Annotated in this window: 27 protein-coding genes; 10 read left to right on the forward strand and 17 right to left on the reverse strand. The window is 69.2% G+C overall.

Features of this window, described 5'->3' with window-relative positions:
• Positions 1 to 146 precede the first annotated feature (146 nt).
• On the forward strand, positions 147 to 1,913 hold the full coding sequence (locus ABD340_RS26240; protein WP_344592393.1) for a glycoside hydrolase family 15 protein: 1,767 nt from the start codon (positions 147 to 149) through the stop codon (positions 1,911 to 1,913).
• A gap of 129 nt (positions 1,914 to 2,042) precedes the next feature.
• Here ABD340_RS26240 and ABD340_RS26245 read toward each other — a convergent pair whose 3' ends face one another.
• On the reverse strand, positions 2,043 to 2,702 hold the full coding sequence (locus ABD340_RS26245; RefSeq protein ID WP_344592394.1) for a class I SAM-dependent methyltransferase: 660 nt from the start codon (positions 2,700 to 2,702) through the stop codon (positions 2,043 to 2,045).
• A 60-nt stretch (positions 2,703 to 2,762) separates the two neighbouring features.
• Here ABD340_RS26245 and ABD340_RS26250 point away from each other — a divergent pair, with 60 nt between their 5' ends.
• The gene (locus tag ABD340_RS26250) at positions 2,763 to 3,434 is read left to right on the forward strand and encodes a TetR/AcrR family transcriptional regulator (protein WP_344592395.1); all 672 of its coding nucleotides are present in this window, start codon (positions 2,763 to 2,765) and stop codon (positions 3,432 to 3,434) included.
• Positions 3,435 to 3,441: 7 nt separating this feature from the next.
• Here ABD340_RS26250 and ABD340_RS26255 read toward each other — a convergent pair whose 3' ends face one another.
• Positions 3,442 to 4,275, reverse strand: coding sequence for an NAD(P)H-binding protein (locus ABD340_RS26255; protein WP_344592397.1), 834 nt, complete (start codon positions 4,273 to 4,275; stop codon positions 3,442 to 3,444).
• Positions 4,276 to 4,688: 413 nt separating this feature from the next.
• Positions 4,689 to 5,255: a siderophore-interacting protein gene (locus ABD340_RS26260; protein WP_344592398.1), complete on the reverse strand. Its 567-nt coding sequence runs from the start codon at positions 5,253 to 5,255 to the stop codon at positions 4,689 to 4,691.
• Positions 5,256 to 5,275: 20 nt separating this feature from the next.
• Here ABD340_RS26260 and ABD340_RS26265 point away from each other — a divergent pair, with 20 nt between their 5' ends.
• A complete protein-coding gene (locus ABD340_RS26265) occupies positions 5,276 to 5,815 on the forward strand; it encodes a TetR-like C-terminal domain-containing protein (protein ID WP_344592399.1) in 540 nt (179 codons plus the stop codon).
• Between the two features lie 88 nt (positions 5,816 to 5,903).
• The gene (locus ABD340_RS26270; RefSeq protein WP_344592400.1) at positions 5,904 to 7,385 is read left to right on the forward strand and encodes an alpha/beta hydrolase; all 1,482 of its coding nucleotides are present in this window, start codon (positions 5,904 to 5,906) and stop codon (positions 7,383 to 7,385) included.
• A 94-nt stretch (positions 7,386 to 7,479) separates the two neighbouring features.
• Here the strand turns inward: ABD340_RS26270 and ABD340_RS26275 are convergent, their stop codons facing one another.
• The gene (locus tag ABD340_RS26275; RefSeq protein WP_344592402.1) at positions 7,480 to 8,241 is read right to left on the reverse strand and encodes an alpha/beta fold hydrolase; all 762 of its coding nucleotides are present in this window, start codon (positions 8,239 to 8,241) and stop codon (positions 7,480 to 7,482) included.
• 125 nt (positions 8,242 to 8,366) lie between these two features.
• Between ABD340_RS26275 and ABD340_RS26280 the strand changes: the two genes are divergently transcribed.
• Positions 8,367 to 8,804, forward strand: coding sequence for a winged helix-turn-helix transcriptional regulator (locus ABD340_RS26280; protein ID WP_344592404.1), 438 nt, complete (start codon positions 8,367 to 8,369; stop codon positions 8,802 to 8,804).
• 268 nt (positions 8,805 to 9,072) lie between these two features.
• Here the strand turns inward: ABD340_RS26280 and ABD340_RS26285 are convergent, their stop codons facing one another.
• Genes ABD340_RS26285 through ABD340_RS26300 form a run of 4 tightly spaced genes read right to left on the reverse strand, consistent with a single transcriptional unit; the run spans position 9,073 to position 11,556 of the window.
• Positions 9,073 to 9,918 carry an ABC transporter permease gene (locus ABD340_RS26285; RefSeq protein ID WP_344592406.1) on the reverse strand — a complete coding sequence of 282 codons (846 nt, stop codon included), beginning with the start codon at positions 9,916 to 9,918 and terminating at the stop codon, positions 9,073 to 9,075.
• Positions 9,915 to 10,829 carry an ABC transporter ATP-binding protein gene (locus ABD340_RS26290; RefSeq protein WP_344592408.1) on the reverse strand — a complete coding sequence of 305 codons (915 nt, stop codon included), beginning with the start codon at positions 10,827 to 10,829 and terminating at the stop codon, positions 9,915 to 9,917. Before ABD340_RS26290 ends, ABD340_RS26285 begins: the two co-directional genes overlap by 4 nt.
• A 20-nt stretch (positions 10,830 to 10,849) precedes the next feature.
• Positions 10,850 to 11,323 (reverse strand): Clp protease N-terminal domain-containing protein, encoded by a 474-nt coding sequence (locus tag ABD340_RS26295; RefSeq protein WP_344592410.1) that lies wholly within the window; start codon positions 11,321 to 11,323, stop codon positions 10,850 to 10,852.
• On the reverse strand, positions 11,320 to 11,556 hold the full coding sequence (locus ABD340_RS26300) for a hypothetical protein (protein ID WP_344592411.1): 237 nt from the start codon (positions 11,554 to 11,556) through the stop codon (positions 11,320 to 11,322). The genes ABD340_RS26295 and ABD340_RS26300 overlap by 4 nt, the downstream gene beginning before the upstream one ends.
• Before the next feature lie 98 nt (positions 11,557 to 11,654).
• On the opposite strand from ABD340_RS26300, the gene ABD340_RS26305 reads away from it, so the two are divergent.
• Complete coding sequence (locus ABD340_RS26305) at positions 11,655 to 11,804, forward strand: hypothetical protein (RefSeq protein WP_344592413.1); 150 nt, start codon at positions 11,655 to 11,657, stop codon at positions 11,802 to 11,804.
• Between the two features lie 155 nt (positions 11,805 to 11,959).
• Here ABD340_RS26305 and ABD340_RS26310 read toward each other — a convergent pair whose 3' ends face one another.
• Both ABD340_RS26310 and ABD340_RS26315 read right to left on the reverse strand, forming a co-directional pair.
• Complete coding sequence (locus tag ABD340_RS26310) at positions 11,960 to 12,790, reverse strand: TIGR03620 family F420-dependent LLM class oxidoreductase (protein WP_344592414.1); 831 nt, start codon at positions 12,788 to 12,790, stop codon at positions 11,960 to 11,962.
• Positions 12,791 to 12,858: 68 nt separating this feature from the next.
• Entirely contained in the window at positions 12,859 to 13,254 is a 396-nt protein-coding gene (locus ABD340_RS26315; protein ID WP_344592416.1) for an ATP-binding protein, read from the reverse strand.
• Positions 13,255 to 13,582: 328 nt separating this feature from the next.
• Here ABD340_RS26315 and ABD340_RS26320 point away from each other — a divergent pair, with 328 nt between their 5' ends.
• Together ABD340_RS26320 and ABD340_RS26325 are read left to right on the forward strand one after the other, a co-directional pair.
• Positions 13,583 to 14,428 carry a helix-turn-helix domain-containing protein gene (locus ABD340_RS26320; protein WP_344592417.1) on the forward strand — a complete coding sequence of 282 codons (846 nt, stop codon included), beginning with the start codon at positions 13,583 to 13,585 and terminating at the stop codon, positions 14,426 to 14,428.
• Positions 14,429 to 14,465: 37 nt separating this feature from the next.
• On the forward strand, positions 14,466 to 14,720 hold the full coding sequence (locus ABD340_RS26325) for a DUF397 domain-containing protein (RefSeq protein ID WP_344592419.1): 255 nt from the start codon (positions 14,466 to 14,468) through the stop codon (positions 14,718 to 14,720).
• A gap of 68 nt (positions 14,721 to 14,788) precedes the next feature.
• Here the strand turns inward: ABD340_RS26325 and ABD340_RS26330 are convergent, their stop codons facing one another.
• Positions 14,789 to 15,460 carry a type 1 glutamine amidotransferase domain-containing protein gene (locus ABD340_RS26330; protein WP_344592421.1) on the reverse strand — a complete coding sequence of 224 codons (672 nt, stop codon included), beginning with the start codon at positions 15,458 to 15,460 and terminating at the stop codon, positions 14,789 to 14,791.
• 103 nt (positions 15,461 to 15,563) lie between these two features.
• Here ABD340_RS26330 and ABD340_RS26335 point away from each other — a divergent pair, with 103 nt between their 5' ends.
• Positions 15,564 to 16,439, forward strand: coding sequence for a LysR family transcriptional regulator (locus tag ABD340_RS26335; protein ID WP_344592423.1), 876 nt, complete (start codon positions 15,564 to 15,566; stop codon positions 16,437 to 16,439).
• Between the two features lie 49 nt (positions 16,440 to 16,488).
• On the opposite strand, the gene ABD340_RS26340 is transcribed toward ABD340_RS26335, so the two are convergent.
• The 5 genes from ABD340_RS26340 to ABD340_RS26360 all read right to left on the reverse strand — a co-directional run bounded on the left by ABD340_RS26340 (position 16,489) and on the right by ABD340_RS26360 (position 20,199).
• Positions 16,489 to 16,659, reverse strand: coding sequence for a DUF397 domain-containing protein (locus ABD340_RS26340; protein ID WP_344592425.1), 171 nt, complete (start codon positions 16,657 to 16,659; stop codon positions 16,489 to 16,491).
• A 4-nt stretch (positions 16,660 to 16,663) separates the two neighbouring features.
• A complete protein-coding gene (locus ABD340_RS26345) occupies positions 16,664 to 17,527 on the reverse strand; it encodes a hypothetical protein (RefSeq protein ID WP_344592426.1) in 864 nt (287 codons plus the stop codon).
• Positions 17,528 to 17,531: 4 nt separating this feature from the next.
• Positions 17,532 to 18,062, reverse strand: a complete 531-nt coding sequence (locus ABD340_RS26350) for an RNA polymerase sigma factor (protein WP_344592428.1) — start codon at positions 18,060 to 18,062, stop codon at positions 17,532 to 17,534.
• A gap of 233 nt (positions 18,063 to 18,295) precedes the next feature.
• Positions 18,296 to 19,669: a flavin monoamine oxidase family protein gene (locus tag ABD340_RS26355; RefSeq protein WP_344592430.1), complete on the reverse strand. Its 1,374-nt coding sequence runs from the start codon at positions 19,667 to 19,669 to the stop codon at positions 18,296 to 18,298.
• A gap of 137 nt (positions 19,670 to 19,806) precedes the next feature.
• The gene (locus ABD340_RS26360) at positions 19,807 to 20,199 is read right to left on the reverse strand and encodes a nuclear transport factor 2 family protein (protein ID WP_344592431.1); all 393 of its coding nucleotides are present in this window, start codon (positions 20,197 to 20,199) and stop codon (positions 19,807 to 19,809) included.
• A gap of 76 nt (positions 20,200 to 20,275) precedes the next feature.
• Here ABD340_RS26360 and ABD340_RS26365 point away from each other — a divergent pair, with 76 nt between their 5' ends.
• Complete coding sequence (locus ABD340_RS26365) at positions 20,276 to 20,833, forward strand: TetR/AcrR family transcriptional regulator (protein ID WP_344592432.1); 558 nt, start codon at positions 20,276 to 20,278, stop codon at positions 20,831 to 20,833.
• 37 nt (positions 20,834 to 20,870) lie between these two features.
• On the opposite strand, the gene ABD340_RS26370 is transcribed toward ABD340_RS26365, so the two are convergent.
• A complete protein-coding gene (locus ABD340_RS26370) occupies positions 20,871 to 21,098 on the reverse strand; it encodes a hypothetical protein (RefSeq protein ID WP_344592433.1) in 228 nt (75 codons plus the stop codon).
• Positions 21,099 to 21,120 lie beyond the last annotated feature (22 nt).

Here is a 21,120-nt window from a genome sequence, read left to right on the forward strand (position 1 = left end):
CTGCCGGCGCCACTCTCGCGGACGAGCCGATGTTGCCCCTCCCAAAGGTTTCGGGACGGTTAACGGTGTTCGACGCCAAAGTGTCGAACCCACCCGGGCCTCAGGTGTCCGGGTTGGCCTCGCAAACAAAGAAGGAGGTCAGGCTCATGTTCGAGAGTACGTGTTCCCCTCGATGCCGGTTCCCTGGCATCGAGTCCCTCGGATTCGTGTCCGATGGAGAGACCAACTTTCTCGCGAAGGACGGTGACATCGTCTGGATGTGCCTCCCGGAGATGGACGGGCCTTCCGTGTTCTCCGGGCTCCTCGGAGGCAAGGGCCACTTCAGGGTAGGGCCGACCGGAGAAGCAACGCCGGTGGCCCGGAACATCTCTGATTCCCTGGGGATCGAGACGGAGTGGCGCACTCCGCAAGGGGGGCGTGTCGTCGTCACGGACGTTCTGGTGACGGGGCGGGGCGGCGGCGCCCGCCAGACCCTCGTGCGCCTCATCAGGTGCACCAAGGGGAAGGTCCAGGTCGAGGCCGACCTCGAGCCGGTCTTCGACTACGGGCGCGAGTCCGTGACTTGGGAGGGGTCCGTCGCACGGTCGCGGGACGGACTCGAACTCAGGAGGGCCACCGACCTGAACCGCCCTTCGACCAAAGGCGGCCGGGTCAGGGCACGCCGAACCCTCACGGAGGGGGACGCCGCCTACATCGCCCTCGCCTGGGGCGACCACGAGCCTCCGCGAAGCTTCATGGAGGCCGAGGCCCAGGTGCGGGACACCATCGGTTCTTGGCGAGGCTGGCTTGCCAGCGGCCGGATTCCGCAATTCCGCTTCGGGCATGACATCGCGCGCAGCGCGCTGGTGCTGAAGGGGCTGTGCCCCCTCAGCGGCCTCCCCGCGGCGGCCGGCACGACCTCTCTCCCGGAAACGCCGGGAGGCATCCGGAACTGGGACTACCGCTACTTCTGGTGCCGTGATGGCGCGATGACCGCACTGGCGTTGTTCCGCCTCGGCTTCCGCGAGGTCGCCGACGGTCTGGTGCGGTTCCTCGAGGGTCTTCCCGAACAGGACATACAGATAATGTACGGCCTGCGCGGACGGACCAGGCTGGAGGAGAAGGTCCTCGAGCACCTGCCCGGGTACGAAGGGGCTGCTCCGGTTCGCACAGGGAACGGTGCGTACACCCAGCGGCAGAACGACCTCTGGGGGCAGCTCCTCGAACTGATCCACCGGACGCAGTGGGACCGGCTGACCAGCCGGACCTGGCGTCTGGTGATCCGCCTGGTCGACGGGGCGCTCAAGGCGCGCGGGGTACCCGACCGCGGGATCTGGGAGATCCGGGGCGCGCCTCGGATCTTCACGATGTCGAACGTGTACCTGTGGGTCGCGCTGGATCGGGGCAGCAAGCTCGCCGAGATCCGGGGCGACCGCGGTCGGGCCCGTGAGTGGGCGCGGACCGCCAGGGAGATGAAGGAGGAGATCCTGCGGGGAGTCGGCGAACGGGGCGTCTTCACCGCCGCCGCGGGCGACGATGCGCTCGACGCCTCGTGCCTGCTGATCCCCACGCTCGGTTTCCTCCCGGGCGACGACCCGCGCGTGCGGGCGACGGTGCACGCTGTGGCGAGCGGGCTGACCCGCAACGGCATGCTCCTTCGCTATGACACCGAGCGTTTCGGTGACGGCCTGCCGGGAGAGGAAATGGCGTTCGTCATCACCGGCTTCTGGCTGGCCGGTGCCTACCTCCGCATCGGTGAGCGAAGGCTCGCCGAGGACTGGTACCACAAGATGGTGCGCCACATCGGCCCGCTCGGGCTCCTGGCCGAGGAGATCGACCCGGTAACGGGCAGGCAGTGGGGTAACACCCCCCAGGCCTTCTCGCACCTCGGGGCGATCGACGCCGGCTTGGACCTGTTCGAGGCCAGCGCCTAGGAGAGCGGCCGGTAAGGCCGTCCTCCATAAGAACACCGGCCCGCGCCTTTCAGGCACGGGCCGGTGTCTTTGTCCGGGATCGACATCTTTCATCGCCGGAGACGACCGGACCAGGGCAGTCGCCGACACTTACCGGCGTCCGAAGGCATCGGAGTCGCGGCGCAGCGTGAACCAGAAGGTGGGCACTTCGTTCGTGCCAGGTGTGACCTCGACCGTCTCCCAACCCGCGAACCTGGCGCGCAACTCGTCGGCGGTGACACCCGAGATCGGGTCGTCGAAAGCCTCGGGGCCGTACCCGAACATCAGCAGCCGTGCGCCGGGAGCGGCGCGGCGAGTGAGTCCGGCGGCGTAGGCGTCGCGGCGGTGCGGCGGGATTCCGCAGTAGCAGCTCAGGTCGAAGAACAGGTCGTATGGGCCGGGCACGTCCAGCTCGTCGAGGCGGGTGGCGTCTCCGCACAGCACTTGTACAGCCGCGCCCGCCGCGTCGACCTTCTCCCGGGCCTGCCGTACCGCGCGGTCGATCAGATCGACGGCCACGACCTCCCAGCCATGCCGAGCCAGATACGTGGCGTTGGTTCCGGTGCCGCAGCCGAGCTCGAGGGCACGGCCGGGCGGCAGCGCATCGGGCCCCTCCACCAGGGCGACCAGCTCGGGCGGCGTCACGTCGGTGTCCCACGGCGGCTTGCCGGCGCGGTAGTAGTCCTCCAGTTCGCCGCGGACGGCCTCCTCCCAGTCGAGGTCCGTACGACCCTCCCGCTCGCGTCGCAGGGCAGCTCGCGCGTCTTCCATCGCTCCTCCAAGAATCTAGAGTTGAACTCTAGTGACGAACTCTAGATATAGACTCCTGGTGTGAACACCGTCAAGCCGGACAAGCGGGCCGAGCGCTCCCGCCGCACCCGCGAGAAGGTCGTCAAGGCGGCGCGGGAACTGTTCCTCGCGCAGGGTTACGGGGCGACGAGCCTGCAGGAGGTCGCGGACCGGGCCGGCGTGGCGGTTCAGACGATCTACTTCGTCTTCCGCAACAAGCGCACGCTGTTCAAGGACGTCGTCGACACATCCATCGCCGGTGACACCGAGCCGGTCGCCACCATGGATCGCGAGTGGTTCCGCGCCGCGTGCGCCGCCCCCACCGCGGCCGACCAGTTGCGCGCGCACGTTCGCGGCACCCGCGAGATCCTGGGCCGGATCGCTCCGATCATGCCGGTGATCGCGGCCGCCGCGGCCACCGACCCGGAGATCGCCGCGCAGTGGCCCGACGGCCCCGATCCGCGTCACACCGTGCAGCATGCCGCGGCCGAAGCGCTGGCCCGCAAGCCCGACGCCCACCCCGACGTCTCCGTCACGATGGCCGCGGATCTGCTGTTCGGCCTGCTCAGCCCACAGCTGTACCTCGTCTTCGTCCACGACCGCGGCTGGTCACCGGACACGTGGGAAGAATGGGCGTGCACCACCCTGACGACCCAGCTCTGCACCGACCCCGCGGCAGACCAGCAGGCGGCGTTGTCCGGCCCGCCAGCCTGAGCTCGGGTCAGCGAAAGTAGGGGGCGTGGTGGGCGGCCCAGTCTGCGTAGGTGTGCGGCGGGCGTCCGGTGATGTGCTCGACCGCGGGATAGACGGGCCCTGACCTGCCGTCGAAGTATGCGCCGAATTCGAGGACGGCCTCGGCGTATTGCGCTGGGTAGCCTTCGTTCGTCACCTGCTCGGTGAACTCCGCGGAGCTTTGCCGTTCGAAGCGCAGTCGGCGGCCGATGGCCTGGCCCAGGATGCGGATCCGTTCGATCGCGGTGAGGGCGTGCGGTCCGGTGATCTCGTGGGTTCGGCCGATGTGGGCGTCGTCGATGAGCGCGGTCACGGCGACGGCGGCGATGTCGCGTTCGTCGATGAGCGCGACGCCCGCGTCGCCGAACGGGTCGCGGACGACCCCCTGCGTTTTGATCGTCGCCGCCCAGTTGAGGTCGTTGGACATGAAGCCGCCCGGCCGGACGAACGTCCACGGCAGTCCCGAATCCTGGACGTCGCGCTCGTGTGCGAGGTGCGCCTCGCTGATCGGGTTGGGCTTGTCGTAGCCGGGCACGGTGGACGACAGCAAGACGATGTGGCGGACTTCGGCGTGTGACGCGGCGGCGGTGAAGTCGCGCAGGCCGGTGGCGCTGGGAAACAGGAACACCTTCTCGACTTCGCGCAGTGCGGTGTGCAGCGACTCCGGCCGCGCGAAGTCCGCGTGCAGGACCTCTACGTCCTCGGGCAACCCTGCCCGCTGCGGGGATCGGGAGATCGCTCGCACCGGTCGGCCCGTGTCCAGCAGTTGGGCCACCACGTTGCGGCCGACCTTGCCGGTCGCGCCGGTCACCAGAATCGTCATGGCTCTCCTTTTGTTGACCAGGGGGCTCGCCCGCGGTTACGCGGTCCACCCCACGACGGGGCGAGAGATCCGGCGAAGGCTGAGGCGGGCATCACGCGCATGGCCGCGTCCCGTGCGGTGGTCAGCGGGACGGAGGCGCGATGTGCCATCACACCGATCTGCCGGGACCGGCGAGCGATCATCTGCGTGCGTGGCCTGCGGGCGCGGTCATAGTCGTGCAGCGCTTCGGCGACCGTGGGGCGGTCTCCAAGGCCTGGGTGAGCACCACGGCGTCTTCCAGTGCCTCCCGAGCGCGTCCAACGCCCGCAGCGCCGCCGCAGCGCGACCGCGGCGGCCTGGCCCCCGATCCCTCCACCGAGGATGATCGCTTTCATCGCGTCCCCCCACGAGCGGTGATGTGCCTGGCGTACCGGTCAGTGCAGGCCCCGCTTGCCCGGGGCCCAGAACGGCTTGACCTTGATCGAGCGGCGATCCCAGTCGCGCTCGCGGACCAGGTGGTCGCGGATCATCTGGCAGGTCCGGGCCTCCCCGGCCACGTACGCGGCGCCGGTGGGGCCGGGCAGGTCCAGGTCGGCCACCGCCGCCAGCAGTGTCCGCGAGGATTCGGCAGGGGCTCCGTTGCGGTGGACCCGGCGCAGCCGGTGCGGGCCGGGCATCGGCAGGTCGTGCTCGACGCCCTCGCTTTCCAGCACCCCGTACACGCGGGCGGAGGGGGCCAGCGCCCGCAGCATGGGACCGAACGCGGCGCCGGCGGTTTCGTCACCGACGAACAGATGGAACGGTGCCGTGCGGGTGAAGAAGTCGCCTTGGGGCCACCAGAACGTCACCTGATCGCCGGGCTTGGCCTCGCGCGCCCAGCTCAGGCCGATGCCGTCCCCGCCGTAGAGGTGCACACGCAACTCGATGGCCCGTTCCTCAGGAAGGAAATCCCAGATCGTGTAGGTGCGCAGCGTCTCGGCCGGGCGCAACAGCCCGTACATCGACAGCGGATCGCGGAGCGGTGACCGCGGACTTCTTCCGGGAGCTGACCACGGCGATGGAGGCCGCGCGCGACGCCCATGCCGCCGGCTCGCCCGCCGAGCGCCTCCTGGCCACCTGCCGCGCCATGCGGGCCTGGGCGATCGCCCACCCCGCCGAGTTCGGCTGGATCTTCGCCAGCCCGATCCCGGCCGCCGCGTCCGCCCGGGCGCGCCCCGACTCATCGCGCAACCTCGCCGGCCGCGACTTCGAGCTGGTCTTCCTGGAACAGATCGAGGACCTGTGGGCCGACGCTCCCTTCCCCATCCCTCCGCCCGAGAATCTGGCGCCGTCCGTCCGCCGGCAACTGCAGGCCTACGCGGCGAGCCTGGGCCGGAAACTGCCCATCGAAGCCCTCCACGTCGCCTTGTCCTGCTGGATCAGGCTGTACGGACTGCTGTGCATGGAGGTCCTCAACCAGCTCGACTTCGTCTACTCCGACCTCGCGCCCATCTACGAGGAGACCCTGCGGGACATCGCCCGCACGCTGGGCCTCGATTACCAACAAGCCGCACAGACATGAGCCGTCCAGTGCCACGCGAAGGTCACACAGAGACTACTTTGCAGAAAGAAGTTTGCAGAGAAGTCTTTGTAGAGTAGGTTCTGCCTTCATGAAGATCCGCACCAGACGACGTACCGCGGCCTGGGGCCTCGGCGTGGCCGCCGGGCTCGCCGCGGGCACCGTCGCCGTCACCTCCTTCGTCACCTCCCCCACGGTGAACGCCACCCCCGTCGCGGCGGCCCAGAGCCTCACCTGGACGCCGTGCGACGACCCCGACAATCCCGGCGCGGAGTGCGCCACCCTGAAACTGCCCGTCGATTGGGACCGCCCCGACGGCCCGACGTTCGGCCTGGCCCTGGCCCGGCGCAAGGCCACCGAGCCCGACGCACGCGTCGGGTCACTGGTGTTCGGGCCCGGCGGGCCGGGCGACAGCGGCGTCCAACGCGTCGTGGGGGGCATCGCCCGGTTCAGCCCCGAGGTCCGGCGCCGGTTCGACATCGTCAGCTTCGACCCGCGCGGCGTCGGCCGCAGCAACCCCATCACCTGCTCCGACGACCTCGTCGCCCAGCGTCCGTCCCCGAAGATCGCGAACCAGGCCGAGTTCGACGCCACCCTCGCCTACAACGCGAAGCTGCGCGAGGACTGCCGGAAGCGCACCGGCCCTGTGTTCGACCATGTGGACAGCGCGAACACCGTCGAGGACGTGGAGGCCATCCGCGTCGCGCTCGGCGAACCCAAGCTGAACTTCCACGGCAGCTCGTACGGCACCCTGCTGGGCGCCCAGTACGCCGAGAAGTATCCGCAGCGGATCCGCGCCATGGTCCTGGAGAGCGTGATGGACCACAGCGTCCCCACCACCCGCGCCTTCCTGCGCGACATGGGGACGTCGGCGCAGGACTCCTTCAACGAGTTCGTGAAATGGTCCGACGCCAACGCGGCCTCCGCGCTGCACGGCCGGGACGTGCGCGCGATCTGGAAGGGGATCCTGGCCCGCGCCGAGCGTGGCGAGCTGGAGGACCCGAAGAAGCCCGGCACCCGCCTGGCGTCGATCGACGCGGTCAACACGATCGCCTTCAAGGCGTTCTACAAGCCCGACTTCGCGGGCCTGGCCAAGACCATCGCCACGATGGAGGCGAGCAAGCCGCTGCCCGCCGGGCCCACAACGCTCTCGCCCCTCCCGCCGACCGGTCCGATCTTCTGCGGCGACTGGCGCCTGCCCGTGCGCGACCAACGCGAGTACGCCTCACTCGTCCGGGAACTGAACACGGCCGCGCCCGACATGCCGTACGTGCTCACCGCCCGCATCGTGGCATCCTGCCTGGGCGCCCCCACCGCCAACCCGCAGCACCCCCTCAAGGTGAAGGGGGCTCCGCAGATCCTGCTGTCCAACTCGCTGCACGACCCCGCCACCGGTTACCCGTGGGCGCAGTCCGTCGAACGGCAGCTCGGACGCAGCGGCGTGCTCCTCACCTACGAGGGCCACGGCCACGGCACCGCCACCGACGGCCCCTGCATGGAGAACAGCGTCGACGCCTACCTCACCGACCTGAAGGTCCCCGCACGCGGCACCAGCTGCCCCGCCACCGGCTGAGCGCGTGTCCCATGCGGAGAGCACGAGCCGACCGCATGAGTGCCGAGACCGCCTGCCGCTGCGTGACGACCGCTGCGGCAGGCGGCTTGCCGGGTCAGGAAAGGTCGCCGGTCAGGAACGGCAGCACGTGGGGCAGGACGTCCGCCGACCTGTCCCAGCCGCCCTGGTGGTCGGCGTCCGGAACGGAAAAGAAACCGATGCCGGTCCGGTCGGCGAAGGTCCGCATCGGTTCATGCCAAGGATCGGCCGTACCCGCGTACATGAGCATCGGCAGGTCGGCCGCCGCCAGTCGGACGTGCGGGCCAGGCTCATGGGAGAACGCCTCGTAGTTCGCGCGGAAGGCCCCCGGCTCCCCGGCGTCGACCACGGCGGCCTGGGCGGCATTGGCGGCGGCTCCCTGCTTCACCAACTGGTAGGCGTCGGTGTCCGCGGGCAGGCCGAGATGGCGCAGCGTCGGTCCGATCGCGGAGCGGAAGCCGCCGATGGGATCGAACGCACCGGCGATCAGCCTGGTGAGCCGCTCGGGCGCGTGCACGGCGACCGCATAGCCGGTCAGGGCCCCCAGCGAATAACCCCAGAACGCGGCCTTCTCCGCACCGATGTCGTCGAGAACGGCGGTGACGTAGTCGGCGCGTCGCGCCAGCGTGTACGCCGCCGGGTCCTGGGGGGCGTCGCTGCCTCCCATGCCCAGCGGGTCCACAGTGATCACCGTGTGGTCCGCCGTCAGTGCCGGCGTGTAACCCGATTCGGTCCAGTGCGCGCCGATCTGGAACATGCCCGGGTGCAGGACCAGTGGGGGCCCGTCCCCCGACACCTCATAGGCGATCTTGAATCCGTTGCTGCGTGCGAAGGACACCCGCCGCTCCTTGCCATTGCCGGTCCCGTGCGACAGGCCCGAACAGGGCGCTGTCCAGGAACGTTACGACTTGTAACGGGCACCATCCTGGAGCATGATCGAACTGCCGTGAAGGAGGCACTTTCTTGTCGCGACGGAACACCGAGGTAACAGACCAGGGCACCGCACCCGCCGGTGCCGGTGCGACCGCCGAGTGCCCGCTCCGCGAGGTGCTGGCCCTGATCGGTGACAAGTGGAGCGCCCAGGTGCTCGTCGAACTGGGCGACGGCCCCCGCCGCTTCACCCAGCTGGAACGGGCGATCGAGGGCGTCAGCCGCCGCATGCTGACTCTGAGCCTGCGCAACCTGGAACGCAACGGCCTGGTCACCCGCACCGTTTACGCTGACGCTCCACCTCGTGTGGAGTACGCCACCACCGCATTGATCGAAGACATCCGCGAGCCGCTGGAAGCACTGTCCGACTGGGCCCGCCACGCCGGCCCCGCCATCGCCGCGGCCCGCGACGCCTATGACGACCGCCGAGGGCGACCGCCTGCGGCTCGTCCGGCACCAGCACGTTCCTGAGCAGGACGATCCACGCCAGGCACTGCGGGCAGGGATCGCCGCTAGCCCATCGCCGGCGGGTACTCCTTCAGGTGCCAGCCCTGCCCGCGCGGCCACCGGAGGTGTCCTGCGGTCACTCACGTACTCGGCCACCGTCAGGACGCCGCTGACCGGAGACAGTGCCAGGCCCACGAAGACGGCGGCATCCGCGTCGTCCAACTCGACGGGGCACACCTGGTCCGCGCCCACCGGGGCATCGCAGAACCGGCATCGCCTCACCTCCCCGCACTTACCCGATCCGCTGCAGGAGTTTCTCGCGGCGCTCGGCCACGCTGGAGCCCGATTCCCGGCGCGCCATCCGGCGCAGCACGATCGGCGCCGCCACCAGGCCGAGCACGGCCCACGCCCCCAGGACCCCGGCCGTCTCCAGGTGCCGCCAGGAGCCGCCGATCTCGACGGCGGCAGCGGCGTCCGGCAGCAGCGCCGAGCGCATGCCCAGGCCGAGCCAGTACATGGGGAACGCCTGGGCGATCCCTTGCAGCCATTCCGGGAGGGCGGCGATCGGGTAGAAGATGCCGGAGATCGCGATCAGGCCCATGACCGGCAACGACATGTAACCCGACCCGCGCGGACTGGAGATCAGCGCTCCCAGCGCCGCCCCGATGGACTGGGTCGCCACCAGCCCCAGCAGCAGCACCCAGGCCAGCGTGAGCCAGGTGCCGACGTTGCCGTACTCCAGCCCGTCGAAGATGAGCAGCCCGGGAACCAGGAGGATCACCAGGTACGCCAGGATGGTCCCCGACACCGTGACCAGCTTGCCGATGAAGTAGCCGCGGATCCCGTTCGGAGTGGCCTTGGCTCGCAGCAGCGTGCCGTCTTCGCGCTCTGCCGCGAGGTGCTGGAGCAACAGCAGCATACCGAACGCGACGAACATCCCCACGACGCTGGGCAGGATGAGGGCGTCCAGGCTGAAGCCGCTGGCTCTGAAGCGTCTGTCCCGTAGCAGGAAGATGGCCACCAACGTGACCACCGGCCACAGCAACTGGGCGAACAGGTCGCTGCCGGTGAAGGACTGGCGCAGTTCGATCAGCCCTTGCGTGAAACCCGCGCGCAGCGGTGTCGTACCCCGGCTCATCGGGCCGCTCCTTCCAGCGGGCTCGCCGCGGCTTCGGCCTGGCGCACCAAGGCCAGATAGGTGTCCTCCAGCGAGGCCCGGCGCACCTCAAGGTCGGTGACGGTCTCGCCGTACTGCCGGAACAGGTCGAAGACGAACCTGGTGGACTCACCGGTCGACTGCACGAACCGCCGCCCGTCGCGGGTCCAGCGCACCTCGTCCGCACCCACGATCTGGTGCGCCAGCTCCTCCGCCGTGCCGTCGGCGATGATCCGCCCACCGTTGAGGATCAGGATGCGGTCGGCGAGCTTCTCGGCCTCGTCCAGGTCGTGGGTGGTGAGCAGGATCGTGGTCGCGCCCTCCTCGGCGAGGCGGACGACGAGGTCGTGGAACTCGCGCCGGGCCTGCGGGTCCAACCCGGCGGTGGGCTCGTCCAGGAACAGCAGCTCGGGCCGGCCGACGACCCCGATGGCCACGTCCAGCCTGCGCCGCTGCCCACCGGAGAGCATCTTGATCTGTTTGTCGGCGTGCTCGGTCAGGCCGACCGCCGCGATCAGTTCGTCGGCGTCCCACGGCCGTTCGACGCGCGCGGTGGAATAGTCGGCGTAGTAGGAACCCAGATACTCCAGCAGTTGCCGCACCCGCCATTTCGCGTGGTCACGCCAGGATTGCAGGACCACGCCCACGCGCGCCCGCCACCGCTCGTCGCCGTGCGCGGGATCGGTGCCGAGCACCTCGACCCGGCCGTCCGAGCGCATCCGGAATCCCTCAAGGATCTCGATCGTGGTGGTCTTGCCAGCCCCGTTCGGCCCCAGCAGGACCAGTACTTCGCCCTGGCGTGCCTGAAACGTCACGTCGTGCAGGACGTCGGTCGCGCCGTAGCGCATGCGCAACCCGTCGACATCGAGCACGACCTCCTCACTAGGCGTCATCGCCTCACCTTTCCCGTGCGTTATTCGCCGAGGGCGCGTCCCACGCGCTCCCTGATGTCGCTCCGGTCGATGCCCGCGAGCTCGAGCGCGCGCGGCACGGTGCCGACCTCGGCCTGCAGGATCCCGAGCAGCAGATGTGCGGGCCGCAGATCCCTTTTGCGGGGGCAGCAGGCGATGGCGCGTTCGAGCGCGAGCTTGAACGACGCCCCGACACGCGTCGGAGGCTTGGGGGCGGGGCTCGGCGGCGGCAGGTCGAAGGCGGAGGCCGACACTCCCACCACGTCCAAGCTGTGCTCGAACTCCCGCTCCAACGCCTCGCGGGCGCCCTGCTCGTCGAGCCCGACCGAGGCCAGGATCTCGCGCGTGGTGGGATCCGGGTCGGCCGCGATCGCGAGCAGAAGGTGCCCCACCTCAATGGCCGCCGCACCGTCTCGCCGGGCCTCCTCCCCCGCCCGTTCGATGATCCCTTGGAGCATCCTGTCGACTTCGCTCATCGTGAGCGTCTCCTCAGGTTGACGCCCGCGGCGATGAGCCGCTTGGCGTGTTTCTTGTAGACCGCCTGGCGCGTCACTCCCAGCGCCTCGGCGACCTGCGGCCAACCCCAGCCCGCCCGCATGGCCTGCTCGACCGCGGCGTCCTCCAGCTGGTCGGCCAGCCGCCGCAACGCCGCCACGGCCGCCAGCGCGTCACCGGGGTCATGCTCAGTGGACCTCTCCTCAGCGGGCATGTAAGCAACTTAGGTTGCCTATCCGCATTAGTCAACCCAAGTTGCTTAGAAGGACGGCACGCGAGATTGGGCGGAGTGAGCGGGATGGAGTTCCGGCCGTGGTCGAGCTGGGCACGGGCATGTGCAACCACGTCGATCGCGCCATGATGCCGCGGGTGATCGGCCGGGACTGGATGATCCAGACGTGTCAGCCTCCTGGCGGTAGCAGTCAGTCACGGCTCGGCAGCCAGAGCCTGAAGCGCGGGTAGAGCGCAACGTCACCTGCTTGGAGACTGGAAGCAAGCACAACTGCCCAGGCACGAATCAGGGGTTCCAGCAGAGGAAAGGACTGACACAGCGGTCACGGTCAGCCGCTGTCGCACTTGGCAACGGGACGGACCGCGCCGAGCTGCTCCTGCCCGGCTCAGCCGATGAGGGCGTTGGCCAGCGCGCGCCACTCCGCGTGGGGAACGGCGTCCGGGCGCGTCGGTTGTACGACGAGCACGACTTGGTCGGCGCCCGCGTCCAGGTGGCGTGTCACGCGGGCGGCAACGGCGTCGATGTCGCCCCAGGCGACCAGCCCGTCGAGCAGGCGGTCGCTCGGCCCGGCGATGTCCTCGTCGGTGAAGCCCATCCGGCGCAGATTCTGCGGGTAGCCGCCGACCCGGACCAGAAAGCCGATGGACTCGCGAACCGTGTCCCTGGCGAGCCCCGGATCACTTTCGAGGACGACGTACTCCATAACGGCCAGGGTCGCCTCGTCGCCGAGGACCTCGCGGGCGTGCGCGGTGAACTCCGGGGTGACCAGCAGCGGCAGCGCGCCGGCCGCGCGGTCGCGGGACAGCTCCAGCATCCGCGGGCCCAGTGCCGCCAGCATGCGTGCGCCGGCCGGGACGGGCGGATCGGCGGTGTCCAGGCTGTCGAGGTAGGCGTTCATGTCGCGCAGCGGCCGGTCGCCGTGCACTCCGCCCAGCCCGGTGATGAGCCGTCCAGGATCGGTGGCCTCGAGGTCGCGGCGCAATGCGACCACATCATCGGACGCGTAGACCTGGGCGGGAATGATCGCGCTGCCGACGGGAATCGTCTCGGTCGCCCGGATGACGTCCCGCAGCGGATCCAGGGTCGCCAGCTGGCCGCCGACGATCCAGATCGTCGAGTAGCCGAGGTCCTCCAGCATCGCGGCGTCATCGAGGTGCCCGCCGTCGGCGCGCACACCCAGGGTCACGCCGATGGGTCCCAGGTCGAGCCGTGTCATCTGCCGACACCTTTCGTGGTGGAGTCCTTTGAACGACTGCGACGCTAATTGCTGAACCTAACTTGAGGTCAACCGGCGGACGTGGCCACGCCCGCCGGCGCGCAGGACACCTCGAACCACACGCGCAGCCGCCCGTCGTCCAGGACCTCGTAGCCCCAGGCCCGCGCGAGCACGCTTATGATCGGCAGGCCCCGACCACCTTCACCGCAGGGCTCCCCGGCGTAGTGCGGCACGCCGCCGCCCCCACCGTCGACGACCTCGACCCGCAGAACCCCGTCCTGCACGAAGGCATCGACCTCGACGATCTCACCGCCACCGTGCACGACCGCGTTGGTCAGCGCCTCTGACAGCAGCAGGACACCGTCCTCGGAGGCCGCCGCGGCCCCGAGCGATCTCTCCAGCCACCGCCCGTGATGATCGACCGCCGCCACCCCCAGCCGTCCGGGACGCTTCGCGAACGGCACGTACAGCACCGTTCCTCCGGTACTGGGAGGAACAAGCACCGAACCGCACCCCTGCCGCTCCCCGAGCTTGAAACACAGATGTGCAAGAAGGCCGAACCGCACCTCGTGCGGTCGAAGTTCCGCTGACACCGTCGGGCCGCCCCTTCGCCGGGCACGGCACGCAATCACGATCACCGGACATTTTCCGTGATCACGCGCTGACCGTGCGTGATGGTCGCTATGGTCAGCAGTGTGGAGTGAGCTAACAGATTTTGTAAACCCAAAAGAGTGAGCCCGCTCAAAAAATCATGACCCGACCGGTGGGAATATCCCCCAGGAGGTAGCAAGAATGGCAAGTCGGACGAGCCCCACCGTGCGCAGGCGTCGACTCGCGTCCGAGATGCGGAGGCTCCGCAAGGAGGCCGGCAAGACCCGCGAGGAAGCGGCAAGGTTCGCCGACATCGCCCCGGCCACCGTCAGCCGCATCGAAGCCGCGACCCACGCCCCGAAAGTCGCCGACATCATGGCGCTCTGCAAGTTCTACGGCCTCGACGAGGAGCGCGCGGAGGTCCTCATCACCCTCGCCCGCCAGAGCCGCCAACGCGGCTGGTGGCAGAAGTACGGAGAAGTGATCCCCTCCTGGTTCGAGGTGTACGTCGGCCTCGAAGAAGAGGTCTCGGATGTCCGCACGTATCAATCAGAGGTGATCTTCGGACTCCTGCAGACCGAGGCATACGCCCGAGGGGTCCTCCTCGCAGACGATGATGTGTCCCCAGACGAAGGCGAACGCCTGCTTGAAGTACGTATGCGGCGACAGCGGCTTCTTGAAGTCGCGGACCGCCCCGAGCTTTGGGTGATCCAGAACGAGGCCGCGTTGCGTCGAGAGGTGGGAGGGGTCAGCACAATGCGCGAACAACTGAGCCATCTGGCCGAACTCTCTCGGCAGCCTGGAATCACCATCCAGGTGCTGCCTTTCAGTGCTGGGGCCCACCCATCCATGCACGGCGCCTTCGAGGTCCTCAGCTTCTCTGATCGTCGCGATCCAGATGTCGTGTACGTTGATTATCGGCGGGGCAGTATCTATCTTGAGCATGCCGTCGAGGTCGACGACTACGCCCAACTCTTCGATCAGCTCCGGGCAAGAGCACTCGGCCCTGACGAGTCACGCGCCTTGATCGCCCACATAGCTCAGTAGATAAACGGTGCGACCCGAAGAAAGTGGAGGTGTCCGGATGGACTTCTCCCAGATCACATGGCGCAAGGCACGCAGCAGCGCCAACAACGGTTCCTGCGTCGAGGTGGGCCTCTGGCGGAAGAGCAGCTACAGCATCGGCAACGGTGGGGAGTGCGTCGAGGTGGCGGCCGATGAGGCGTTGGTGCTGGCTCGGGACTCCAAGGACCCTGACGGGCCGATGCTTGGCTTCGCTCCGGGGACTTGGCGGACCTTCATTGGTGCGGTGAAGAGTGGGCGGCTCGATCTGAGCTGAGCGGCGAGCCAAGTGGGCGCCTGCGTCGTCGCCCTCCGTGCCGGGGAGCGACGACGCCGCTGCTGTCTTCAGTTGAGTGCCGCCACGATGGCCTCGGCGACGTTGCGGGCCGAGGCGGGGTTCTGGCCGGTGATGAGACGCCCGTCGATGACCACTTGGACGGTGAAGTTGTCGGCCGGGACGTGTGTGGCGCCCTGGGCCGTCAGGCGGTCGGCCAGTAGGAACGGGACCACCTCGGCCAGGCCGACGGCGGTCTCCTCGGCGTTGGTGAATGCCGCGACCTTCTTGCCCGCCACCAGGTAGGAGCCGTCGGACAGGGTGAGGCCGACCAGGGCGGCCGGGCCGTGGCAGACCGCGGCGACGACGCCGCCGCGCTCGTAAAGGGTGCGGGCCAGTCGCGCCAGGCCCGGGTTGTCGGGGAAGTCCCACATGGTGCCGTGCCCACCGGCGAACAGGATCGCGTCGTAGGTGTCGGGGACGATCTGCTCGGGGGTGGGGGTGTCGGCCAGCTGCGCGGCGATGCGCTCGTCGGTCAGGAACCGGCGCTGCAGGGGGTCGGCCTGGTCCTCGCCGTCGCGTGGTGGGACGCCCCCGGCGACGCTGACCAGGTCCACCTGGTAGCCGGCGGCGGTGAACACCTCCCACGGCACCGCCGCCTCGTCGACGTAGAAGCCGGTGCCGCGGCCGGTCGAGCCCAGGGCCGCGTGGCTGGTCAGAGCGATGAGAATCCGCTTGGACATGGTGTCTCCCTCGTTGTCGTCGGCTTGATCCTCACGGCTTCCGGTATCGAAATCCAATAGGGCATCGCCGCAGCTGCTATCGGCTTTCTGATAGAAGTGCGGGGTGCGTGACGTCTCGTTCGATCTGTTGCGGACCTTCGTGGCCGTCTACCGGTCCGGTTCGGTGTCCCGTGCCGCCGAGCTGCGGGGGATCTCCCAGCCGACCGTCACCGCCCACATCAAGACGCTGGAGGCCGACCTGGATCGGCCGCTGTTCGACCGCGTCCCGCGCGGCATGGCGCCCACCCAGGTCGCCGACCACCTGGCCACCCGGGTCGCCCCGGCGATCGACAGCCTGGAGGACTGGGTCCACGACCAGTCCGACGCTCCCTTCGAGCGCGCCGTCCACCTGGGCGGGCCCGCCGAACTGCTGTGTGCTCGTGTGCTGCCGTCCCTGGCCGACCTGATCGCCCAGGGACTGCAACTGCGCGTCCGGTTCGGAATGCCCGACGACCTGCTGGCCGACCTGGCCGGCGGCGGCCTGGACTTGGTCGTCTCCAGCATCCGTCCCCGCCGCCGCGGCCTGGACGTCGAGGTGCTGACCGACGAGGAATTCGCCCTGGTCGCCGCGCCCACCTGGACCGCCGACGACATCGATCGCGCCCCGCTGATCGCCTACGCCGAGAACCTGCCGATCCTGCGCCGCTACTGGCGCACCGTCTTCGAAACCCGGCTGACCCGCGGTCCCGCCGTCGTCGTCCCCGACCTGCGCGGCGTACTGACCGCGGTCACCGCGGGCGCCGGGATCACCGTATTGCCCGTCTACCTGTGCGCCACCGAACTGGCGGACGGCCGCCTGCGCCTGCTCCATCAGCCACAGGTCCCGCCGATCAACACCTTGTTCCTGGCCGGCCGCGCCGGAGCCGCCCACCCGGCCGCCGCCGCGGTCCGCGGCCGGCTGCTCCTCCAAGGCCGCACCTGGACGGCGGAAGTCACATGAGGGCACCCGGCCGGCGTCGCACTGGACCGCCGGCCGGGCCTGGTCGCTGTCAATCGATGCGAGCGCGGAACGCTTTCCAGGCGGCGACGGAGAAGCGCAGAACCGGGCCGTCCACCGGGTTCACGCTGTCTCGGACGCCGATCGTGCTGCCGGGCAGCCGTGCGACCTCGACGCAGGCGTCCTCCTTTTCGCAGCGTCGGCTCTTACGCCAGTTGGGCATCGAGTCATGCTTCCTTTCGCTCGGCGGGAACGGGTGTGGGCGTTGGAGAGGTCGGCTCGGGCTGAACCGTGGACGGCGATTCCTTGGATGGCGGGACCGGCTCGGGCGGTTCGGGGCTCGGCGGCGGGCTGGTGGGCATCGGGGTCTCGGCCGGGTCGTCGTCCGGCGCGATGGGCGAGGGTCTGGAGCGCTCGTTCTGCCCGGACGGTCGGCTGTGCACCTCGATACCGGTCATGAGGCATCTTCCCTGCGGCCTTCCGGGCCGCTCGACGCTCAGGACGATCCCGTCGGTGAGGCGGTCGATGGAGAAGGCGACGTTCTTGTAACCGTCGGCGGGAGCGCTCACACTCTTGCGGATCCCGCCGATGGTGGCGGTCCACAGGCACGGCCCCGAGGTGCCCAGTGCGGCGACCACGGCGGTGAGGTCGCCGCGCCGCACGGGGGTCTCGAGTTCGATCGTGCGCTCCGCGAAGACGATGCCTTCGGTGAGCAGCCAGCCCGAGGTGTAGGTCTTGCCGCCGACCTCGATGTTGGTGAGCATCGGGCTTCTGGTGGTGTCGTCGGTGACGAAGCCCGTCTCGGGGAACGAGATCGGAACGGACCCGGTCGCCGAACGGCTCGGGTCGGCCAGGGGGGTGACCCCGGATTTGTTGGCCGGATCCAGCACGTGGTAGGCACCGAGCACGATCAGCGCCAATCCGGCGGCGACAGTCGCCGTGACGGCCGTCCGCAGCCCCCAACGTACACGAGTGCGGCGGGCCGCGGCGGATCCGCCTTCGCAGACCTCCCGGATGAACTCCCTTTCCTGCGCGGCGGCCAGAGCGACCAGCCTCGCCTCGAACTCGGCCTCCCAGTCGCGGTCTGCCATTTCCTCACCTTCCAGTGCCATCGTTCGAGTGCCGGATGACCTTTTTCAACTCGTCCAGCGCCTCCCGGAAACGGCTTTTGACCGTCCCTTCGGACAGGCCGAACTCTTGCGCGATATCGGGAAAAGTCATTTCCAGAAAAATGCGCGCGAACGCGATGGCGGCAATTCGCGCGTCGAGCCCCAGGACCACGTTCGTGACGTCCATCCGGGTCGCGAGGGCGCCGGCGTCCTCCGCGCGGGCGCGGTGAGCCACGTCCAGGGGGACCTCGTTCCGCCGCGTGGCGAGCTTCAGGTTCTGGTACGCCCTGTTCCTGGCGGTCGTGTAGGCATAGCCCGCCAAAGCCTTCCGATCCGCCAACTCCCGGACCTTCTCGGGGTTCTTGTAGAGCGACTCGAGCACGTCACCCACCAGGTCGTCGGTGTCGCTCGCGGAGAGCCTGAACCTGTCGGCGGCCTTTTTGGTCGCGGCCACCACCTCCCGAAAGATCCGCTCTTGATGGTCTTCATCCCTATGAAAGGGATTACGGTTGGACATGCAGTTTGCCCGCTTTCACTTGAACATGCCGGGCTCTCCGTCCCCGCACGGGGAACCACATCACCCTTTAAGAGTCGATCGGACGGCCGATCGTTGATCATCTAGAAAAGGTGTCCAGAAGATCACGGTTCCCTGCATATGCAAGTCCGGAGATTTTTTGCATTATCCGCGACAAGCAGGAAAAACGGGAAATTCAACACCGGTGCCGACGGCCTACTGCGGTGCGGCCGGACTCAGGAGGGACGGTCCAGGGCCTGCGCGACCGCGTCCGCGGCGGCTTCTCCGGATCGCACGGCGCCCTCGATGTAGCCGTACCAGTGTGGCGAGGCTTCCGCCCCCGCCCAGTGGATCCGGCCGGCGGGTGCGCGCCACGCGGAGCCGACTTGGGTCCACGCACCCGGTGGGAACACCGCCGAGTAGGCGCCGCGGGTGAAGGCCTCCTCGTTCCAGTTCCGCTCGACGAGGCTCACCGGCGTGACGGCCTGGGGACCGAACAGGCGGCCGAGTGCGTCCAGCAGGATCGTCCGGCGGTCATCGGCGGAGCGGGTGCCGAGGTCTCGGGCGGGCGTGCCGTTGACGAAGGCGATCAGTACGCCGCGCCGGCCGGACCGCGGGGTGCTGTCGACGGTCATCGCGATCGGGCCGCGAAGGCTGAGGGCCGTGCCGCTCAGGCCGGCCTGCCGCCAGAACGGTTCCGGGTAGCCGGCGACGTACTTGATCACGCTGCCCATCGGGAGTCGCTGCAGCAGGTTGTCCTGTACGGCCGGCAGCGGTGGCTGGAAGGTGATCCGGGCCGCGAGCGGGGGAGGAACCGCGACCACCACGTGCCCGGCGCGCCATGCGGTCCCGTCCTCGACGGTGACCACGACACCGGAATCGTTCTGCTCGATCCGCCGGACCGGCGCGTTCAGCCGGATCGCGGTGCCGAGCCGCTCGGCGAGCCTGGCGGCCAGGCCGTATGCCCCGCCGTCCAGCCGGTCTTGCTGCGCGCCTCCCTCGACGTCGGTCACCGCCGCCAGACTGCCCGCGGCCTTCACGTAGAACAGGGCGTGCAGCAGCGACAGCTCGCTCGGTTCGCAGGCCCAGATCGCCCGGCAGGCAAGGACCAGGAAGCGGCGCCCGCCCCGGGTCCTGAGCGTACGGTCGATCCAGGACTGCAGCGTTCGCCCATCGAGCGCGGCCGCGTTCTCGCTACGCCACGGGGCGTCGGCATCGACGGAGCGGGCGAGCCGGTCGAGACGGGACTGGGCGAGCCCGACGTCCAGCAGAGTCAGCGGACCGAGTCTCGGGATCATGCCGCGGAACCGGCGCAACCGTCCGGTGCCGGTCTCGAGTACGTTCGCGCCCGCGGTGAACGTCGGGAAGACGGCCACGCCGAGCTCGGCGGCCAGGGCGTACATCCGGTCCTGGCCCGGTCCGATGAACTGGCCGCCGAGATCGACGGTCTCGCCGTCCACCTCGCGGCCGGCCGTACGGCCACCGACCTGGTCGCGGGCCTCGACGAGCAGGACCTCATGTCCGCGGAGACGGAGGCGCTCCGCGCAGACGAGACCGGCCATTCCCGCACCGACCACGATGACGTCGATGTCGGGACAGCGGTGGGACATGTTACCTCCGGGAGTGTTGGTCGTGTTCGCGACATGCGCGAACACGCCAGCGCACCCACCTGCCACCGCGGCGCCGACTTCATCGATTCACTTGTGTGGGACGGATCCTTTCCGGCGCACCGCCGCCCTGTCAAACCTCAGCGGCGGGCCTCGGCCACCGCGAAACCGTCCATGTAATCGCGGCAATGCACGATCAGGCCGTCCCTGATCCGCAGGACCAGCAGGCCGGGCACGCGCAGATCCGGGCCACCGGGCCCGACCGTGCCGGTGACCACCTGTTCGACCACGATGACCTCGGGGTCGGTGGCGCGGAGGGTCGTGACGTCCTCGATCCCCTCGACGAGCACCGGGCTGGCCTCCCACATCTTCCGGTAGCCGGCCCGGACGGCCTCGCGCCCCTCGAAGCAGGGCGGCAGTCCCGGAACGCTGAACGGGAACTCGTGCACGGCGTCCTCCGCGTAAAGGTCGGCCAGCGCGTCAGCCGACTTGTCGCGCATCGCCTGGTGATAGCGCTCGACGATGGTCTCCATGACGCCCCTTTCACTCAACAAGCGTTGAGTTTACGCCTTTGATCAACGCTTGTTGAGCCAAGGTAGGGTTGCCCGGGTGGGACCTACCCGGGCCGAACGCCGCCGCCGCTCCGAGCAGCGCATCCTGACGGCGGCCCGGACGCTGTTCGCCGCACGGGGCTACGAACGCACCACCATCCGCGCCGTCGCCGAGGAGGCGGGCGTCGACCCGTCCCTGGTCATCCAGAACTTCGGCTCCAAGCGGGAACTCTTCAGCCGCGCCGTGCGGATCACGGCCGTCCCGGACACCGGCGCCGAGCCGGTCGAACAGCTCTTGGAAACGCTCGGGTTGAAGCTGGGCGGCCTGCCCCCGCAGTCGCTGGCGATGATGCGCTCGATGCTCACCCACCCCGAAGCGGCCGACTCCGCGCGGGCCCTTCTGGAGCGGCAGGTCGACCAGATCGGCGAAGCCCTCACCTGCGAGGACGCCTCGTTGCGCGCCGCTCTCGCCGTGTCGGTGATGCTCGGTGTCTCCATCGGGCACCAACTGCTCGAACTCTCCGCGCTGAGCGAGGCGTCCCCCAACGACATCGCCCGGTTGCTGCGCCCAAGCCTCCAGGCCCTGCTAAGGCCCGTCCCCGAAGCCGATTCCTGACCTGACAGGAGCGGTGGCACTCGGGAGAAGTGCGGCGTCAGGCGGGGTGGAGCTCGTAGCCGCGGGATCGCAGGATTCCTTCCGCGCGTTGCGGGTCCTTCTCGCCAGGCCACCAGGGGAAGGGAGACCACGGGCTGTCGCCGGTCCGCCATTGCAGGACGCCGTCGGCCTGCAGGGCCATGTCGCCGAAGACGAAGCCGCCCGGCGGATCCTCGTCGTAGCCGTACACCCACCGCCAGCGGACGATCGTCTCATCTGTGCCCATGGGGCCCAGTAGACCGCATCCA

It is taken from the genome of Actinomadura vinacea (genome assembly GCF_039532545.1).
In the GTDB taxonomy this organism is placed as follows: domain Bacteria; phylum Actinomycetota; class Actinomycetes; order Streptosporangiales; family Streptosporangiaceae; genus Spirillospora; species Spirillospora vinacea.

What these genes read in the sequence shown, in the direction of transcription:
- ABD340_RS26240 (WP_344592393.1), top strand. Translation starts at nt 147, where the DNA reads ATGTTCGAGAGTACGTGTTCCCCTCGATGCCGGTTCCCTGGCATCGAG.
- ABD340_RS26245 (WP_344592394.1), bottom strand. Translation starts at nt 2,702, where the DNA reads ATGGAAGACGCGCGAGCTGCCCTGCGACGCGAGCGGGAGGGTCGTACG.
- ABD340_RS26255 (WP_344592397.1), bottom strand. Translation starts at nt 4,275, where the DNA reads ATGACGATTCTGGTGACCGGCGCGACCGGCAAGGTCGGCCGCAACGTG.
- ABD340_RS26260 (WP_344592398.1), bottom strand. Translation starts at nt 5,255, where the DNA reads ATGTACGGGCTGTTGCGCCCGGCCGAGACGCTGCGCACCTACACGATC.
- ABD340_RS26270 (WP_344592400.1), top strand. Translation starts at nt 5,904, where the DNA reads ATGAAGATCCGCACCAGACGACGTACCGCGGCCTGGGGCCTCGGCGTG.
- ABD340_RS26285 (WP_344592406.1), bottom strand. Translation starts at nt 9,918, where the DNA reads ATGAGCCGGGGTACGACACCGCTGCGCGCGGGTTTCACGCAAGGGCTG.
- ABD340_RS26290 (WP_344592408.1), bottom strand. Translation starts at nt 10,829, where the DNA reads ATGACGCCTAGTGAGGAGGTCGTGCTCGATGTCGACGGGTTGCGCATG.
- ABD340_RS26295 (WP_344592410.1), bottom strand. Translation starts at nt 11,323, where the DNA reads ATGAGCGAAGTCGACAGGATGCTCCAAGGGATCATCGAACGGGCGGGG.
- ABD340_RS26300 (WP_344592411.1), bottom strand. Translation starts at nt 11,556, where the DNA reads ATGCCCGCTGAGGAGAGGTCCACTGAGCATGACCCCGGTGACGCGCTG.
- ABD340_RS26310 (WP_344592414.1), bottom strand. Translation starts at nt 12,790, where the DNA reads ATGACACGGCTCGACCTGGGACCCATCGGCGTGACCCTGGGTGTGCGC.
- ABD340_RS26320 (WP_344592417.1), top strand. Translation starts at nt 13,583, where the DNA reads ATGGCAAGTCGGACGAGCCCCACCGTGCGCAGGCGTCGACTCGCGTCC.
- ABD340_RS26325 (WP_344592419.1), top strand. Translation starts at nt 14,466, where the DNA reads ATGGACTTCTCCCAGATCACATGGCGCAAGGCACGCAGCAGCGCCAAC.
- ABD340_RS26330 (WP_344592421.1), bottom strand. Translation starts at nt 15,460, where the DNA reads ATGTCCAAGCGGATTCTCATCGCTCTGACCAGCCACGCGGCCCTGGGC.
- ABD340_RS26340 (WP_344592425.1), bottom strand. Translation starts at nt 16,659, where the DNA reads ATGCCCAACTGGCGTAAGAGCCGACGCTGCGAAAAGGAGGACGCCTGC.
- ABD340_RS26345 (WP_344592426.1), bottom strand. Translation starts at nt 17,527, where the DNA reads ATGGCAGACCGCGACTGGGAGGCCGAGTTCGAGGCGAGGCTGGTCGCT.
- ABD340_RS26350 (WP_344592428.1), bottom strand. Translation starts at nt 18,062, where the DNA reads ATGTCCAACCGTAATCCCTTTCATAGGGATGAAGACCATCAAGAGCGG.
- ABD340_RS26355 (WP_344592430.1), bottom strand. Translation starts at nt 19,669, where the DNA reads ATGTCCCACCGCTGTCCCGACATCGACGTCATCGTGGTCGGTGCGGGA.
- ABD340_RS26360 (WP_344592431.1), bottom strand. Translation starts at nt 20,199, where the DNA reads ATGGAGACCATCGTCGAGCGCTATCACCAGGCGATGCGCGACAAGTCG.
- ABD340_RS26370 (WP_344592433.1), bottom strand. Translation starts at nt 21,098, where the DNA reads ATGGGCACAGATGAGACGATCGTCCGCTGGCGGTGGGTGTACGGCTAC.